General features: G+C 44.8%; 17 protein-coding genes. 13 read left to right on the top strand and 4 right to left on the bottom strand.

Going from position 1 to position 16,761, the window contains the following annotated elements; translation table 11 throughout:
* The first annotated feature begins 189 nt into the window (after nucleotides 1-189).
* The 8 genes from rpsF to IGI89_RS04910 all read left to right on the top strand — a co-directional run bounded on the left by rpsF (nucleotide 190) and on the right by IGI89_RS04910 (nucleotide 7,509).
* Nucleotides 190-489 (top strand): 30S ribosomal protein S6, encoded by a 300-nt coding sequence (gene rpsF / locus IGI89_RS04945; RefSeq protein WP_005226363.1) that lies wholly within the window; start codon nucleotides 190-192, stop codon nucleotides 487-489.
* 43 nt (nucleotides 490-532) lie between these two features.
* Nucleotides 533-1,057 carry a single-stranded DNA-binding protein gene (ssb, locus tag IGI89_RS04940; protein WP_005232920.1) on the top strand — a complete coding sequence of 175 codons (525 nt, stop codon included), beginning with the start codon at nucleotides 533-535 and terminating at the stop codon, nucleotides 1,055-1,057.
* Between the two features lie 23 nt (nucleotides 1,058-1,080).
* Nucleotides 1,081-1,317, top strand: coding sequence for a 30S ribosomal protein S18 (rpsR, locus tag IGI89_RS04935; RefSeq protein ID WP_005226367.1), 237 nt, complete (start codon nucleotides 1,081-1,083; stop codon nucleotides 1,315-1,317).
* 239 nt (nucleotides 1,318-1,556) lie between these two features.
* Complete coding sequence (locus tag IGI89_RS04930) at nucleotides 1,557-3,005, top strand: DHH family phosphoesterase (RefSeq protein ID WP_005232918.1); 1,449 nt, start codon at nucleotides 1,557-1,559, stop codon at nucleotides 3,003-3,005.
* A gap of 15 nt (nucleotides 3,006-3,020) precedes the next feature.
* Nucleotides 3,021-3,473 carry a 50S ribosomal protein L9 gene (rplI, locus tag IGI89_RS04925; protein ID WP_005226371.1) on the top strand — a complete coding sequence of 151 codons (453 nt, stop codon included), beginning with the start codon at nucleotides 3,021-3,023 and terminating at the stop codon, nucleotides 3,471-3,473.
* A 108-nt stretch (nucleotides 3,474-3,581) separates the two neighbouring features.
* A complete protein-coding gene (gene dnaB / locus IGI89_RS04920; protein WP_005226374.1) occupies nucleotides 3,582-4,952 on the top strand; it encodes a replicative DNA helicase in 1,371 nt (456 codons plus the stop codon).
* 248 nt (nucleotides 4,953-5,200) lie between these two features.
* Nucleotides 5,201-6,493 (top strand): adenylosuccinate synthase, encoded by a 1,293-nt coding sequence (locus IGI89_RS04915; RefSeq protein ID WP_005232916.1) that lies wholly within the window; start codon nucleotides 5,201-5,203, stop codon nucleotides 6,491-6,493.
* Nucleotides 6,494-6,633: 140 nt separating this feature from the next.
* Complete coding sequence (locus tag IGI89_RS04910; RefSeq protein ID WP_008376769.1) at nucleotides 6,634-7,509, top strand: DegV family protein; 876 nt, start codon at nucleotides 6,634-6,636, stop codon at nucleotides 7,507-7,509.
* Between the two features lie 100 nt (nucleotides 7,510-7,609).
* On the opposite strand, the gene IGI89_RS04905 is transcribed toward IGI89_RS04910, so the two are convergent.
* Nucleotides 7,610-9,232, bottom strand: a complete 1,623-nt coding sequence (locus IGI89_RS04905) for an ABC-F family ATP-binding cassette domain-containing protein (RefSeq protein WP_005226380.1) — start codon at nucleotides 9,230-9,232, stop codon at nucleotides 7,610-7,612.
* A gap of 208 nt (nucleotides 9,233-9,440) precedes the next feature.
* Here IGI89_RS04905 and IGI89_RS04900 point away from each other — a divergent pair, with 208 nt between their 5' ends.
* A complete protein-coding gene (locus tag IGI89_RS04900; protein ID WP_005232914.1) occupies nucleotides 9,441-10,259 on the top strand; it encodes a ZIP family metal transporter in 819 nt (272 codons plus the stop codon).
* Nucleotides 10,260-10,314: 55 nt separating this feature from the next.
* Here the strand turns inward: IGI89_RS04900 and IGI89_RS04895 are convergent, their stop codons facing one another.
* The gene (locus IGI89_RS04895; protein WP_010748476.1) at nucleotides 10,315-10,518 is read right to left on the bottom strand and encodes a hypothetical protein; all 204 of its coding nucleotides are present in this window, start codon (nucleotides 10,516-10,518) and stop codon (nucleotides 10,315-10,317) included.
* Between the two features lie 150 nt (nucleotides 10,519-10,668).
* On the opposite strand from IGI89_RS04895, the gene IGI89_RS04890 reads away from it, so the two are divergent.
* Nucleotides 10,669-11,070 (top strand): DUF4809 family protein, encoded by a 402-nt coding sequence (locus IGI89_RS04890; protein ID WP_438735388.1) that lies wholly within the window; start codon nucleotides 10,669-10,671, stop codon nucleotides 11,068-11,070.
* Between the two features lie 106 nt (nucleotides 11,071-11,176).
* Here IGI89_RS04890 and IGI89_RS04885 read toward each other — a convergent pair whose 3' ends face one another.
* A complete protein-coding gene (locus IGI89_RS04885; protein ID WP_438735387.1) occupies nucleotides 11,177-12,421 on the bottom strand; it encodes a glutamate-5-semialdehyde dehydrogenase in 1,245 nt (414 codons plus the stop codon).
* Complete coding sequence (gene proB, locus IGI89_RS04880; protein ID WP_008376761.1) at nucleotides 12,418-13,233, bottom strand: glutamate 5-kinase; 816 nt, start codon at nucleotides 13,231-13,233, stop codon at nucleotides 12,418-12,420. The genes IGI89_RS04885 and proB overlap by 4 nt, the downstream gene beginning before the upstream one ends.
* 188 nt (nucleotides 13,234-13,421) lie before the next feature.
* Between proB and IGI89_RS04875 the strand changes: the two genes are divergently transcribed.
* From IGI89_RS04875 to IGI89_RS04865, 3 genes are all read left to right on the top strand, one after another.
* Entirely contained in the window at nucleotides 13,422-13,931 is a 510-nt protein-coding gene (locus IGI89_RS04875; protein ID WP_005232909.1) for a dUTP diphosphatase, read from the top strand.
* Nucleotides 13,932-13,975: 44 nt separating this feature from the next.
* A complete protein-coding gene (gene radA, locus IGI89_RS04870; protein WP_005226394.1) occupies nucleotides 13,976-15,346 on the top strand; it encodes a DNA repair protein RadA in 1,371 nt (456 codons plus the stop codon).
* Nucleotides 15,347-15,509: 163 nt separating this feature from the next.
* Nucleotides 15,510-16,649, top strand: coding sequence for a PIN/TRAM domain-containing protein (locus IGI89_RS04865; RefSeq protein WP_005232908.1), 1,140 nt, complete (start codon nucleotides 15,510-15,512; stop codon nucleotides 16,647-16,649).
* Nucleotides 16,650-16,761 lie beyond the last annotated feature (112 nt).

The following is a 16,761-nucleotide window of genomic DNA, read 5'->3' as shown; positions in this document are numbered from 1 at the left end:
GGCAGCAGCTGACGTATTTATCAGTGTAAGCGATTGTTTGCAGTGATGGGTAGATGCAGGGACGCAAAAAAATAGCTTGCAGTAGGGACGAAAAAAGTGTATAATAATTATTTGTGAGTAGTCTAATTAGACCACTCTCTCTGCTCCTAGAAAACTAGGGGCCAAAGTCCACAGGGAGGTGAAAAATCAATGGAAAACACGAAATATGAGATCTTATATATCATTCGTCCAAACATTGATGAAGAAGCAAAAGCCGCATTGATCGCTCGTTTTGACTCAATCTTAACTGATAACGGCGCTGAAGTTATCGAATCAAAAGATTGGCAAAAACGCCGTCTAGCGTATGAAATGGATGGATTCCGTGAGGGTATCTATCACATCGTTAAAGTTTCTTCTTCAACAACTGCAAGTGCAATCAACGAGTTTGACCGTCTTGCGAAAATCAATGATGACATTATCCGTCACATGATTGTCAAAGAAGAAGCATAATATTGTTTCACATGAAACAAAAGCGATGAGGAGATGATGAACTTTGATTAATAATGTTGTACTAGTAGGAAGACTAACCAAAGATCCTGATTTACGTTACACTTCTAATGGCACTGGTGTCGCAACCTTTACCTTGGCGGTAAATCGCAATTTTACCAACCAAAGTGGAGAGCGCGAAGCTGATTTCATCAACTGTGTTATTTGGAGAAAACCAGCGGAAACATTAGCAAACTATGCACGCAAAGGAACTTTATTAGGGGTTACTGGACGTATTCAAACCCGTTCATACGACAACCAACAAGGCCAACGTGTTTATGTAACAGAAGTCGTTGCTGACAACTTCCAATTATTAGAATCGCGAAATGCTTCCGAGCAAAGACGCACAACTGATAGCGGATCTGGCAGCAGCAATACGTATAACTCAAATAGTTCTTCTGGATTTGGTAACAATAACTCAAATCAAACTCAATCCTCTCAACCATCAGGAATGCCTAATTTTGATCGAGACAACTCCGATCCATTCGGAAACTCATCAATCGACATTTCAGACGATGATTTACCATTCTAAGAAATTGATAGGAGGGAAATAGGATGGCACAACAAAGAAGAGGCGGACGCAAACGTCGTAAAGTAGACTACATTGCTGCAAACCATATTGAACATATCGATTATAAAGATATTGAATTACTAAAACGTTTCATTTCAGAACGCGGTAAAATTTTACCACGTCGTGTAACTGGTACTGGTGCGAAAAACCAACGCAAACTTACCATTGCAATCAAACGTGCGCGTATTATGGGATTACTTCCATTCGTAGGCGAAGAATAAATCGAATGATTTTCATTGACAAGTTTCTTTTGAAGCTTGTCAATTTTTTTATCTACTGAAGAAATACTTGTTATTTTATATACAGATAAAATAACGAGTGACAGAAATTTTCCCATGATTATCTCACCAAAAAAGTTTCACGTGGAACTTTTTGCATCAATCGCCTATTTGATTGTTTTGTGGTAAAATAAGGAACAAAGCTTCAAAAAAATGGGATGATACATTGAGGGGTAAAAAAGATGGCAGCAATTGGGTTGATTTCAATTGATAATTACGATGATTTGATTGAGAAAAAAGACGACAAACAAGTTTCTTATTTGAACTCGCTGATCACGACACTGATTTCTGATTGGGCAAGTGAGAATCATGTTTTTTACAAACGAATCAATTCCGAGCGGTTTCTTTTCGTCGCGAAGTATTCAGATATTGAGCGGATGAAGGAAGAAAAATTCCAATTTTTGACTAGAGTACGGCAAGTTGCGGAAAAAAATGATCTGGCATTAACGATCAGTATGGGAATCTCCTATGGGGAAGAGTCTTTTGAAGAGATTGGTGAAGTGGCACAAAACAATCTCGACATTGCGTTAGTTCGTGGCGGCGATCAAGTCGTTTTAAAAGAAGCCAAAGAAGAAGCAAAACCGCAATTCTTTGGCGGTAATACGGATGGTACGCCGAAGAGAACGCGTGTTCGTTCTCGTGCCATGAGTACGGCGTTGAGAAAGATTTTTGCTGAAAACCAGCGGATTTTTATCATGGGTCATCGTTACCCGGACATGGATGCTTTAGGTTCGGCTTTTGGGGTGGCTTACATGGCGATGATGAGCGACAAAGAATGCTACATCATTTTAAATCCGAAAGAGATCACCGCCGACATTCAGCGGGCATTGGAAGAATTGAAAAAATACCCCGAGCTGGAACGATTTGTGATCACTGGGGAAGAAGCAGTCAATTTATCAAATGAAGAAAGTGTTTTAGTGATGGTAGATTACCATAAGCCGTCGATGTCGATCTCGCAAGCGGTCTATGATGAATTTGACAAAATCGCAGTGATCGATCACCATCGTCGCGGGGATGAGTTTCCCGATAAGCCATTATTGACGTATATTGAATCTTCCGCGTCTTCAGCATCGGAACTGGTAGCAGAATTGATCCAGTATCGCGCTTCTCGCAGATCGCAAGTCCCTAAATTTATTACGACTTCTTTATTAGCGGGAATCTACGTGGATACGAAGAACTTCACGGTGCGAACCACTGGTCGGACCTTTGATATTGCTGGCTATTTGAAAAACCAAGGCGCAGATACGTCATTGGTTCAATACATGTTGAGTACGGATCTCGATTCCTATTTGATGATCAGTGAACTGGTTTCTCGCAGCCAGCATTTCCGAGAAGATATCGTGATTGCTGCAGCGGATGAAGATCGGGTGTACGATAGTGTCACCGTTGCAAAAGCGGCCGATACTCTGCTATCGATCAATGGGATCCATGCCGCATTTGTCATTACGAAACAGCCAGGAGATTTGATCGGTATCAGTGCTAGAAGCACTGGTAAAGTCAATGTACAAACCTTGATGGAGGCATTAGGCGGCGGCGGACATTTTACCAACGCAGCCACGCAAATAAAGAACAGCAGCATTGGTGATGTAGAAAACCAGCTGCGAGCGGAATTAACGAAAAATGAACAATAACAAGGAGTGACCAAGATGAAAGTTATTTTCTTACAAGATGTCAAAGGCAAAGGCAAAAAAGGCGATATCAAGGAAGTCCCTAATGGCTACGCACAAAACTTTCTGATCAAAAACAACTTAGCCAAACCTGCCAACAATGAAAGCATGGCAGAATTAAAAGGCAAACAAAAAGCCAAAGAAAAACAAGACGCAGAAGTCTTAGCAGAAGCGAAAGAGTTAAAAGCACTTCTTGAAAAGGAAGAAACCGTTGTGAAGATCAATGCCAAAGCAGGGGAAGATGGCCGCTTGTTCGGTTCGATCCCATCAAAACAAATTGCCGATGCTTTGAACAAGCAATACAAAATCAAAATCGACAAACGCAAAATCGAATTGGATCAGCCGATTCGTGCATTAGGGTTTACGCAAGTACCTGTAAAATTGCACCCACAAGTAACAGCAACGATCAATGTTCATACCATTCAAGAATAAGTATTACTCCCAACAGTCACATGTTGGGGTTTTTTTCGGCAAACGTCCAAGCAATCTTGTACTTTGGATGGGAATCTTGTAGAATGAATGGACGAAGGAGCGAATGGCATGAATGAAGTTTGGCAAAATCAAGTTCCCCCACAAGATATTGAAGCGGAACAAGCGGTCCTAGGGGCAGTCTTTTTAGATGCCGATGCGATCATCGATGCAATGGAAGTAATCGCCCCAGAAGATTTTTATCGCCGCAGCCATCAAATAATTTTTCAAGCAATGATCCAGTTGAACGACCGGAGTGAATCGATCGACTTGATCACGTTGAAAGCAGAAATTGAAAAAAGCAACAGTCTTGAAGATGTTGGCGGTCTGACGTATCTGACTGAATTGAGTCAAGCTTCACCATCAGCAGCAAGTATTGCTTATTATGCGAAGATCGTTGACGACAAAGCCACGCTGCGCAATCTAATCCAAACAGCGAGCCGTATCGTAACCAAAGGCTTTGAACAAGATGAAGATGTGCAGTCGATCATTGATCAAGCAGAAAAAAGTATTTTAGAAGTATCCGAAAAGCGCAACAGTAATGGCTTCCAATCGATAGCGGAAGTCTTGAATCGGACGATCGAAACGATCGATCAATTGGCGCAAAACAATGAAGAAATCACCGGATTACCTACGGGTTATGCGGCTTTAGACAAAATGACGGCGGGGCTGCAAAAAGAAGAGCTGATTATTCTCGCTGCCCGCCCCGCGGTAGGGAAAACCGCATTTGCCTTGAATATCGCACAAAATGTCGGAACGAAAACCGATCGTTCCGTGGCGATCTTTAGTCTGGAAATGGGGGCTGAATCATTGGTTAACCGGATGCTTTGTGCGGAAGGCTCGATTGAGGCCAGTCACTTGCGGACGGGGCAGCTCTCAGAAGAAGAGTGGCGGAATTTGATCGTTGCCATGGGCAGTCTTTCTAACGCCAATATCTATATCGATGATACCCCCGGGATCAAGATCTCTGAGATTCGGGCACGTTGTCGGAAACTCGCGCAAGAAAAAGGCAATCTCGGCTTGATATTGATCGACTATTTGCAGTTGATTGAAGGAACGGGTCGCGAAAACCGCCAACAAGAAGTCTCTGAGATCTCTCGCCAATTAAAGAAACTGGCGAAGGAATTGAAAGTGCCGGTGATTGCACTGTCTCAGCTTTCTCGGGGTGTGGAACAGCGACAAGACAAACGTCCTGTTTTAAGTGATATCCGGGAATCAGGGTCGATCGAGCAGGATGCCGATATCGTTGCTTTCTTGTATCGGGATGACTACTACCGCAGTGAAGGCGACGATGACGATGAACCAGAAGAACAACAAAACAACAATGTGATCGAAGTCATTATCGAGAAAAACCGGAGTGGTGCCCGGGGGACGGTCGAACTTCTATTCATCAAAGAATACAATAAATTCTCCTCGGTCTCGCCACGAGAAGAGTTCGGGTAAGACAACTAGCTATCTGAGAAACACTAGCTCTTGCTACCATCCGCATCGCGCTGATGGTAGTAGGGCTTTTTTTATGTGTCGACTTTATTCGTTTTTACGTGTATAAATAATTATTCCAAAGAAAATAGTTCGTTTTTTACCCCTGAAAAATGAGAATTTAAAACGATTATTCGATTTTAGATTGAAAGAGCTTGCGAATCTTGTTACAATACTTAAGGAATGCACTAATTAAAGAAAGAGGTCATTATATGTCATCTGTAGTAGTAGTAGGTACACAATGGGGCGATGAAGGGAAAGGAAAGATTACGGACTTTTTGAGTGAAAACGCGGAAGTCATTGCACGTTATCAAGGTGGAGACAATGCCGGCCATACGATTAAATTTGACGGTGTGACCTATAAACTGCATTTGATTCCTTCAGGGATCTTTTATGCAGATAAAATCAGTGTCATTGGAAACGGGGTCGTTGTGAACCCGAAATCATTAGTTAAAGAATTAGCATACTTGAAAGAAAACAATATAATAACAGAAAACTTGAAGATCTCTGATCGTGCACATGTTATTTTACCTTACCATATCCATTTGGATCAGCTGCAAGAAGATGCCAAAGGTGACAACAAGATCGGTACGACAATCAAAGGGATCGGACCAGCCTATATGGATAAGGCAGCCAGAGTCGGCATTCGGATCGCTGATCTTTTAGACAAAGAAATTTTTGAAGAACGTCTGCGTATCAACTTAGAAGAAAAAAATCGTCAATTCGTGAAAATGTTTGATGCAGAGCCAATCGCCTTTGAAGATATTTTTGAAGAGTATTACGAATATGGCCAACAAATCAAAAAATATGTGACGGATACTTCGGTGATCCTTAACGATGCCTTAGATGAAGGCAAACGAGTTTTATTTGAAGGGGCACAAGGCGTGATGCTGGATATCGACCAAGGAACCTATCCTTTCGTAACGTCATCCAACCCCGTTGCTGGAGGTGTCACCATCGGTAGTGGTGTGGGCCCTTCAAAAATCAACAAAGTCGTTGGTGTCTGCAAAGCCTACACCTCTCGGGTAGGAGATGGTCCATTCCCAACGGAACTGTTTGATGAAACAGGTGAACAAATTCGTAAGATCGGTCGTGAATACGGGACAACGACAGGACGACCTCGTCGTGTGGGCTGGTTTGATACCGTCGTGATGCGCCATTCAAAACGGGTCTCAGGGATCACGAACCTATCCCTTAACTCGATCGATGTCTTGAGCGGTTTAGAAACCGTGAAAATCTGTACCGCTTATGAACTAGACGGCGAATTGATCTATCATTATCCAGCAAGCTTGAAAGAGTTGAACCGCTGCAAACCAGTCTACGAAGAACTTCCTGGCTGGTCTGAAGACATTACTGGCTGCAAAACATTGGCAGATCTGCCAGAAAATGCACGCAATTACGTTCACCGCATCTCTGAATTAGTCGGTGTCCGCATTTCGACCTTCTCGGTAGGGCCAGACCGCAGCCAAACCAACATCTTAGAAAGTGTTTGGGCGCAAATTTAACCTGACGCGAAAGCATCAGAACAAGACAAAGAACTTCTGTGTCAGAAGCGGTCAACGACAAGTTTGGCTGCTTTTGATGAGAATTTCTTCTGTCTTGTTCTTTTTTTGCTATAATAGGGGGTAACGAGAGGGGTGAAACCATGTTTCAAATCATGACAGATTCCTGCTGTGATTTACCAGCAGCAAGATTAGCGGAGCTAGATGTCGCCTATATTCCAATGCTGATTGAATTAGATGGCAAAGAATATATCGATGATATGGGCAAAGAATTTGATACGGAATGGTTTTTAGGAAAACTAAAAGAGCATGCGCAACCGACGACTTCTCAAATCAATGTCGGACGTTATATGGAATATTTTCGGCCATATGTCGAAGCGGGCACACCGGTCCTTTATTTAGGTTTTTCTTCAGGAATGAGCGGCTCATTCCAAAGTGCCGTCCAAGCCGTAGCCTTACTAAAAGAAGAATACAAAGAAGTCGCGATCACCTTGATCGATACGCGCTCTGCTAGTTTAGGCGAAGGCTTCTTAGTGGCTGAAGCAGCCCAACAAAAAGCCCAAGGGCGTTCGTTGCTGGAAGTCAGCCAATGGGTAGAAGAAAATAAACTGCGTTTAGATTCATGGGTCACCGTCGATGATTTAAAACAATTGGAACGCGGCGGCAGAATCTCTAAAACAGCCGCAGCGATCGGTGGATTGTTGAATGTGAAACCAATCATTACCGTCGATACCGCGGGAAAATTACGTAGCGTTGATCGAGTGCGGGGACGCAACAAAGCGATCCAAAAAATCGTGGATCAAACCATCGCCAATCTTCACGAATCAAAAACCAATACGGTTTATTTTGCCAATGCTGGCGATGCCGAAGCAGCGGAGAAACTCATCAAACGTTTGACCGAAAAAGTTCCTGACATTATTATTCATCATTATCCATTAGGTCCAACGATCTCCAGTCATACCGGCTATGGCTGCTTGGCGCTGTTTTCATTCGGCAAAGCCCGTTTAGAACAAGCGTAACCTGCCAAAAATACCCGAAGCACCTAGGTAAAATAAAAGAAACGCTCCAGTTGCAGCCTTGGTGGCGGGCAACTGGAGCGTTCTTTTTTTCAAAAGCAGCTTATTGATTCATTTCTGCTACGCGTTTTTGGACATCTTTGTTTTCTAAGAATTCATCGTAGGTCGTTTCGGCACGATCCACCACGCCTTTGCTAGAGACCGCAATGATACGGTTCGCAAGGGTTTGAATAAATTGGTGGTCATGAGAAGCAAACAACAATGAGCCGGTGAAGGCCATCAAACCATCGTTTAATGCGGTGATCGATTCTAAGTCCAAGTGATTGGTTGGATCATCCAACACCAATACGTTGGCTTTTGAAAGCATCATTTTCGACAACATACAGCGAACTTTTTCGCCCCCGGAAAGAACGTTGACGGGTTTTAATACTTCATCACCAGAGAATAACATGCGACCTAGGAAGCTGCGCAAGAAGGTATTGTCGTCTTCTTCTTTGCTTGCGTATTGACGCAGCCAATCAACGATCGGGGTATCCGTATCGAATTCGCTGGTCGTATCTTTTGGCAAGTAGGCATGCTGCGTGGTGACGCCCCAACGAACACTACCTGTATCAGGAGTGATTTCCCCCATGATGACTTTGAATAGCGTCGTGGTGGTGATATCGCTATTGGCAACAAAAGCGACTTTGTCGTCTTTATTCAAGGTGAAAGAGATATTGTCTAAAATCTTTTTGCCGTCGATCGTCACACTGACATTGTCGACTTGCAGCAAGTCATTCCCGATTTCACGTTCTGGTTTAAAACCAACAAACGGATAACGGCGGGACGAAGGTTGAATATCATCAAGGGTGATTTTATCCAACATTTTTTTCCGAGACGTTGCTTGTTTGGATTTTGATGCATTGGCACTAAAGCGTGCGATAAAGTCTTGCAGTTCTTTGATCTGCTCTTCTTTTTTGGCATTTGATTGGGATTGTAATTTCGCCGCTAATTGGCTTGATTCCAACCAGAAATCATAGTTGCCGACAAACAATTTGATTTTGCCGAAGTCTAGATCGGCCATATGGGTACAAACTTTATTTAAGAAGTGGCGGTCATGGGAAACAACGATGACAGTGTTGTCAAAGTTGATTAGAAATTCTTCTAACCAGTTGATAGATTGGATATCCAATCCGTTGGTAGGCTCATCTAGGAGCAAGACGTCTGGCTTACCGAAAAGGGCTTGTGCGAGTAAGACTTTTACCCGTTGACCAGCAGTTAGATCTTTCATCAAGACATGATGCAATTCATCGGGAATGTTCAGGCCTTGCAAAAGAACGGCTGCTTCTGGCTCTGCTTCCCAACCATCAAGTTCCGCAAATTCGCCTTCTAGTTCGGCGGCACGAATCCCATCTTCATCAGAAAAGTCTTCCTTCATGTAGATCGCGTCTTTTTCTTTCATCACTTCGTAGAGACGTTTATGGCCCATGATGACCGTTTCGATCACTGGAAACTCTTCGTAATCATAGTGGTTCTGTTTCAAGACAGCCATCCGTTCATCAGGACCTAAAGAAACGTTCCCGGTCGAAGGTTGGATCTCACCAGATAAAATTTTTAAAAAAGTTGATTTACCAGCACCATTTGCACCAATCAAACCATAACAATTACCAGGCGTAAACTTAATATTAACATCATCAAACAGTTTGCGGTCTGAAAAATGCAAACTTACATCACTTACTGTAATCAATTCTTTTCCTCACTTTATATAAATTGACATGGAGTCTCCTAGCATTATAGCGATGAATGTTGAAACTTTCAAGTAAAGCCGAGGATTTCATCGGGAAAGGCTTAGGGCTGGTGAAAGAAAAATTTTGGCTGCTGCTGCCTTCCTAGTAGAACCTGACGGCTTCCTATGCTAGAGTATTGGTAGAATAGTTAGACAAAGGAGCAGACGAATGGTGGATTGGTTGGTTGGATTGTCGCCATGGCAGCAAGCGCTAGCGGGGACGATCTTTACGTATGGTATGACGGCGCTTGGGGCAGCGCTAGTCTTTTTCTTCAAAGAAATCAATAAAAATGTCCTGAATACAATGCTGGGGTTTGCCTCTGGCGTGATGATCGCCGCTAGTTTCTGGTCGTTATTAGATCCTGCGATCGCACGAGCCGAAGAAAATGGCGACATTCCGTGGCTGGTGGTCAGTATCGGGTTTGGTTTGGGCGGTTTGTTTCTTTATGCAGCAGATAAGACACTCCCACATATGCATTTTGGTCCGAATCATGAAACAGAAGGATTGCCTAGTCATTTGAAGCGAACGATCTTGCTGGTTTTTTCCATCACACTACATAATATCCCGGAAGGCTTGGCGGTAGGGGTAGCGTTTGGGGCGGCGGCTAGTGCTGATGATCCGCGAGCTGCGATCTTAGCAGCACTTTCGGTAGCGATCGGGATCGGGATCCAGAATTTTCCAGAAGGCGCAGCCGTTTCGATCCCCTTGCGCCAAGAAGGGTTAAGCCGAACCAAAGCCTTTATGTATGGGCAAGCATCTGGGATCGTTGAACCGATCGCGGGTGTGATCGGGGCTTTGTTGGTAACGAGTATGTCCGCTGTCTTGCCGTATGCGTTGGCTTTTGCAGCGGGTGCTATGATTTATGTGGTGGTGGAAGAATTGATTCCAGAAGCGCAGCAAACCTTGACGAGTCGCCGCCATTTTGCGGTCTTTGGCGTCATGTTAGGCTTTATCTTAATGATGGTTCTAGATGTCGCATTAGGCTGATCGATAAAAAAACACCTGACTTTCCAAAAGTCAGGTGTTTTTGATTTACTTGTAATTAACGATAATATTTTCTTGGCTTTTGGCGAATCGATGTTAACCAGCGAACGATCAAAACGGCTAGCAGCAAAGGAATCCCGAAACGGAAGACCAATCCGATCAACCCACCAATAATGCCTAATACAACGGATAAAACAAGGGATGCTGCGATTAAAACTGCCACGACAGTAACGATTCTTCCTAATAAACTTTCTGTATTCATTGTGACTCCTCCTAGACTTTTTTTCTTATCCCTAGCATAACAAGAAAGAAAAAGAAACACATCCAACTTAAGACGGAATAATTGCTCCGCCGTGCGCCATAGGTTTGTGATAAACTAAACATGAATGAATCATGAAAGGAGTCAAAAAGAATGAATGCAGAAATTCTCACGAGCCAAGTCATCACAGAAGGAGGGTGCAATGCCTGTTTGCCTTATGAACTCAATACCTTCACGCTGCAGCTGCCAGATGGTCGTTGTTTTTCGCTAGAAAACTTGGATGTTGCTTCCTTGGTGATGCCCATCGCTCAAATCAATCAGTGGCAAACTCGCTTATTATTGGAAGAAGACGAAGGGCTGATCTATCGCAAAGGAACACAAGAAGTGATTTTTGTAGAAGGCAGCCGCCAGGATACGTTTTCCAGCAAAGGACAGACGATTGCTTGTCCGAAAAAGAGTTGTGAAGCAGACGTTTTTGCCACAACCAATCGGGTGCTGACAGAATTGTTTGGCATCGACCCGCTTTCCTTCGTTTTGCGGGCTGCACAAGCATAAGAAGACGCAAAAACAACCCCTTGCACGGGTGTACCGACCTCCAAAAGTTCGCTTTTGATCGAACTTTTGGGGGGACACTACAGCAGGGGGCTGTTTTTGCATATCGTTACTTACGGATCTGGCCTTCGCCATAAATAATGTATTTGGTAGAAGTCAGTGCTTCTAACCCCATTGGCCCACGGGCATGGAGTTTTTGCGTCGAGATGCCGATCTCGGCACCAAAGCCAAACATAAAGCCATCGGTGAAACGGGTCGAGGCATTGACGTAAACCGCCGCCGCATCAACTTCTTTCAAGAAGCGTTGGGAAGCGAAATAATCATCGGTGATGATCGCTTCGGAGTGCTTCGTATTGTAGCGATTGATGTGAGCAATGGCTTCTTCTAGCGAAGCCACCACTTTGATCGCTAAGATATAGTCTAAAAACTCGGTTGCCCAGTCCTCTTCAGTGGCAAGCTGTGCATTGTTCAAAAACGCCAATGCTTTTTGATCCCCTCGCAATTCGACTTGATCGGCAAACTGCTTTTCTACCATAGGCAAAAACTCCGCTGCCACTGCTTCATGGACGAGGATCGTTTCGATGGCATTGCAGACAGAAGGGCGTTGAGTCTTTGCATTCGTGACGATCGCCAGTGCCATCGGCAGCTGGGCTGCTTGGTCGATGTAGATATGATTGTTGCCGGTGCCGGTTTCGATCACTGGTACTGTGGCGGTCTCTTTGACGCGACGAATCAAGCCGGCGCCCCCACGGGGGATCAAAACATCCAAGTAATCCGTCAGACGCATTAGTTCAGCCGCTGTTTCGTGGCTCGTGTCTTCGATAAACTGGATCGCATGGCGGGAGTGTCCATTGGCAGCTAATGCCTCTTGTAAAATAGTCACGAGGACTTGATTGGAGTGGAAGGCTTCTTTTCCACCACGCAAAATCACGGCATTTCCTGATTTGAAACACAGACTAGCGGCGTCAGTGGTGACATTAGGACGAGCTTCGTAGATGATGCCGATGACCCCTAAGGGCACCCGCTGTTGACCAATCAAAAGATCGTCAGCATTGCGCCACATTTTATCCACGGCACCGATTGGATCGGGCAATTGGGCGACTTCTCGGATGCCGTTAGCCATCTCTGTGATCCGTTGTTCTGACAGCAACAGTCGATCCAGCATCGTTTGGCTGGTTCCTTTGGCTTTTGCGGCAGCTAGGTCTTGTTGATTAGCAGCTAAAATCGTCTCAGTAGCTTTTTCTAAAGCATCGGCCATCGCTGCCAGTAGGTGATTTTTTTCACTGGCACTCAGTAAGCTTAATGTCTGGGCGCTTGCTTGAGCTTGTTGACCGATCGTTTGCAAGTTGCTCATTGCTCATCCTCCGTTCGTTGATAAAAGTGGGTGCCGACAGGTTCCCCTGCGAGCAAGTCAAAAATAATTTTCGGCTGCTTGCCGTTAGCGAGCAGCATGTGACTGTTCAAGTCTAAGATACGTTGAGCGGCTTTTAATTTGCTGGTCATACCGCCGGTTCCATAAGGACTGCCTTTTCCCGTAGCTTGTTCTAAAAGTTCCGGGGTGATTTCATTGATCTCGGAATACAAAACGGCATCAGGATCATTCAGCGGATTGGCGGAATAAAAGCCATCGATATCAGAAAGCATGATCAAAAGCTCGGCTTTCGTCAACTGAGCGACGATCGCTGACAACTGGTCATTGTCGCCAAATTTGGTGAGATGGTCCAATTCATCTACTGCCACCGTGTCGTTTTCATTAATGATCGGGATGATCCCCATCGTAAGTAGTTGCTCTAAGGTGTTGCTAACGTTTTGACGGCTTTGGGGAAATTCGATGATGTCTCTGGTCAGCAGAATTTGTGCAGTCTGCTGGCTATAGCTTTGAAAACGCTGGTTGTAGATCGTCATCAGTTCCGATTGGCCAACGGCTGCCACGGCTTGCTGCTGTGGGATCTCCACGGGTCGTTCTTTCAAATTTAACTTGTTCATGCCAACACCGATCGCCCCGGAAGAAACTAAGATGATTTCTTTGCCTTGGTTTTGCAAAGCTGCTAAGACAAAGGCTAATTCATCGATGCCAGCTAGATTGATGGCACCATTGGGATAAATCAACGAGCTGGTGCCGATTTTTACAACGATTCGGTTTTTGTTTGAAAGATCTGCGCGCATATGCCACCGCCTATTTTTTGATATTTTTTCTATTGTACTCGCAAACGGGCGTTTCGTCATGCTCTTTTTTCTTTTTGAGCTATTTTAAACGAAGAAATTGTAAAGACTTTTCGATAATTGTGTTTTCCATGAAGAAAATAGTTCTTCCTATGCTAAAATAGCTATATGTTTTATTATTGGAGGAACCCATGAAATTACGAGGATTTGAAATTATTACATCATATAAAGAAAAAAGCATCACCTTGCCTCAACGTGCCACCCATCATGCGGCTGGTTATGACTTTGAAGCCGCGGAAGAAATCGTGGTGCCAAGCATTTGGAAAGCGGGCGTGATCGATGGGGTCAAAGCGCTTTTTGCGAAAGAGACCGCAAAACAGTTGAAGCCAACCTTGATTCCCACTGGGATCAAAGCCTATATGGGGGAAGACGAGTATTTGCAGCTGACAAATCGTTCCAGCAATCCTTTGAAACGTTTCTTAGTCTTGACGAATGGTGTCGGCGTCATCGACAGCGATTACTATGACAATCCAGATAATGAAGGGCATATTATGTTCCAGTTTACTAATTTCGGCCCCACAGATGTCGTCATTAAAAAAGGCGAGCGGATCGGCCAAGGAATTTTCTTGCCGTTCTTAAAAGCTGATCAAGATACAACCACTGCCAGCCGAACCGGCGGCTTTGGCTCCTCGAATCAGTAAATCCTGCCTAGGGGTCTGTTTGATAGAAGTAGTGGAGGAGATCAATGGCAAAAAAAGCAAAAAGTCAATTTGTCTGTCAAAATTGCGGGTATAGTTCCCCTAAATATTTAGGAAAATGCCCCAATTGCGGCAGCTGGAATTCAATGGTAGAAGAAGTGATCCAAGAAACCGCTGATCGTCGTGTACGTACGACATTGACGGGGCAAAAGATGCAGCCGACGAAAATTGCCGATGTCGTACCGAAAAAAGAACCGCGGGTCCAAACGAAACTCGCTGAGTTGAATCGCGTCTTAGGCGGCGGCGTGGTCCCAGGTTCCTTAATTTTGATCGGTGGGGATCCCGGGATCGGAAAATCGACGCTGCTCTTGCAAGTTTCCCAGCAATTAGCAGCGATCGGCGGAACGGTCTTGTATGTGTCAGGAGAAGAAAGTGCCGAGCAGATCAAAATGCGGGCGCAGCGCTTAGGCGCCATCGACACGGAATTTTATCTCTATGGGGAAACGGACATGTCAGAGATCAGTAAAGCGATCGAAAACATCCGCCCAGATTATGTGATCATCGATTCGATCCAAACCATGACCCAACCGGATATCACCAGTGTGGCAGGCAGTGTCAGCCAAGTGCGAGAAACGACCGCAGAATTGCTGAAAATCGCTAAAACCAATGGCATCGCCATCTTTATCGTTGGCCACGTGACGAAGGAAGGCTCGATCGCAGGACCGCGGATGCTGGAGCACATGGTGGATACCGTCTTGTATTTCGAAGGCGAAAAGCACCACAGCTTTCGGATTTTGCGGGCCGTCAAAAACCGCTTTGGGTCCACCAATGAGATCGGGATTTTTGAAATGGAAGAAGGCGGGTTGAAAGAAGTCGCCAATCCGTCACAAGTCTTTTTGGAAGAACGCTTAGAAGGCGCAACCGGATCGGCGATCGTAGTGGCAATGGAAGGCAGTCGGCCAATCTTGGTGGAGATCCAAGCATTGGTCACGCCAACGATGTTCGGCAATGCCAAACGCACGACGACGGGGCTAGACTTCAACCGGGTCTCGCTGATCATGGCGGTTTTAGAAAAACGGGCAGGTTTGCTGCTGCAAAATCAAGATGCCTACTTAAAAGCAGCCGGCGGGGTCAAATTAAATGAACCCGCGATCGATCTAGCGATCGCTGTTAGTATCGCCTCCAGCTATAAAGAAAAAGGCACCAGCCCGACGGAGTGTTTTATCGGTGAAATTGGCTTGACGGGTGAGATTCGCCGAGTCAATGCGATCGAACAACGGGTCAAAGAGGTGCAGAAACTGGGCTTTACAAAAGTTTATTTGCCTAAAAACAATCTGACTGGTTGGCAGCCGCCAAAAGGCATCGAAGTCGAAGGCGTGTCTACCTTAGCCGAAACCTTACGGAAAGTCTTCCGTTAAAGTGGAGTCACTGCAAGAGCAAGGGGCAATCTCCCTTCCTCTTGCCCTGACGCTGCTGGTTCATTCATTGAACCAACCGACAGCCGCTGACTGGTGGAAGGAGTCAGTTTGGCAGCACGGATTTTTGAACAAAAGAAACCTACTGGAGTATGGAGGAACATGTATGCAGAAACGAGTCATTACCGCACTAATGGTACTTGCCGGAGCAAGTCTAGGGATCTCACTGATGCCCATCGCATGGCAAGCCATTGGGCAAACCCAAAATGAATGGCTGAATAATAACATCACTAATAGTTTGCTTGGAGCCCTTATTTTCTTTTTATTATCTTTACTATTAGCGAAATATATTGCAGCCGGTATTCGCAAAATTGAAGAAAAACTAAGTGAATTGAGCTTAACCTATCTCTTGTTTGGCGCAATTGGTTCGATCATCGGTCTGATGATTGGTGTGATCGTGTCGATTCCTTTTTACAATTGGGATATTCCTTTTATCAACGGGATCGCCCCAATCTTAGTGATGGTCCTGTTAGGGTATCTCGGTTTTCAGATCGGGACGACACGGATCGATGAATGGAAAAAAGTCTTTGCCCCGAAAAACAAAAAGGCAGAGCCTCAAGAGCAAGATGAACAGCAGATGCTAGAAAGAAAAATCGCGGACCATTTCCACAAATACAAAATTTTGGATACCAGCGTGATCATTGATGGCCGGATCTATGATATTGCCAAAACCGGCTTTTTGGAAGGCGTCCTGCTGATCCCGAATTTCGTTTTGTATGAATTGCAATACATCGCAGATTCTGGCGATAGTTTGAAACGGGTCCGGGGCCGTCGCGGCTTGGATATTTTGAATGCTTTGCAAAAAGAAGAAGGCATCGCAGTTGAGATGTACGAAGGCGATTTTGAAGACATTTCCGAAGTCGACAGCAAGCTGATCAAGTTAGCGAAATTGCTGGATGGTGTCGTTGTGACTAATGACTACAATTTAAACAAAGTTTCTGAATTTCAAAATGTGCCGGTCTTGAATATCAATGCGTTGGCCAATGCGGTCAAACCAGTGGTGATTCCAGGAGAAAGCATGCACGTCTTAGTAGTGAAAGCTGGCACGGAGCGGCAGCAAGGGGTCGCTTATCTAGATGACGGGACGATGGTCGTGGTGGAAGATGGCCAGCATTACATGAACGAACACATCGAAGTGATCGTCACCAGCGCCTTGCAAACGGCAGCTGGGCGGATGATTTTTGCCAAACCAGCCCATTCTGGTCGCGGCATCGACAACAAAGAAGGATCAAAATCAGAGAAATAATCCTCGGCAGCTGGCGTAAAATATGCCAGCTGCCTTTACTAATTGGGTTATTGATTGTACAATTCAACTTGAGGGTTCTGTTTTTTACGCGGGTCTTTCCCACTAAACTGAA

It is taken from the genome of Enterococcus sp. AZ141, assembly GCF_051714385.1.
Taxonomy (GTDB): Bacteria; Bacillota; Bacilli; order Lactobacillales; family Enterococcaceae; genus Enterococcus_D; species Enterococcus_D entomosocium.
Note: the sequence above shows the minus strand (reverse complement) of the source record. Positions and strands in the feature narration are given on the sequence as shown.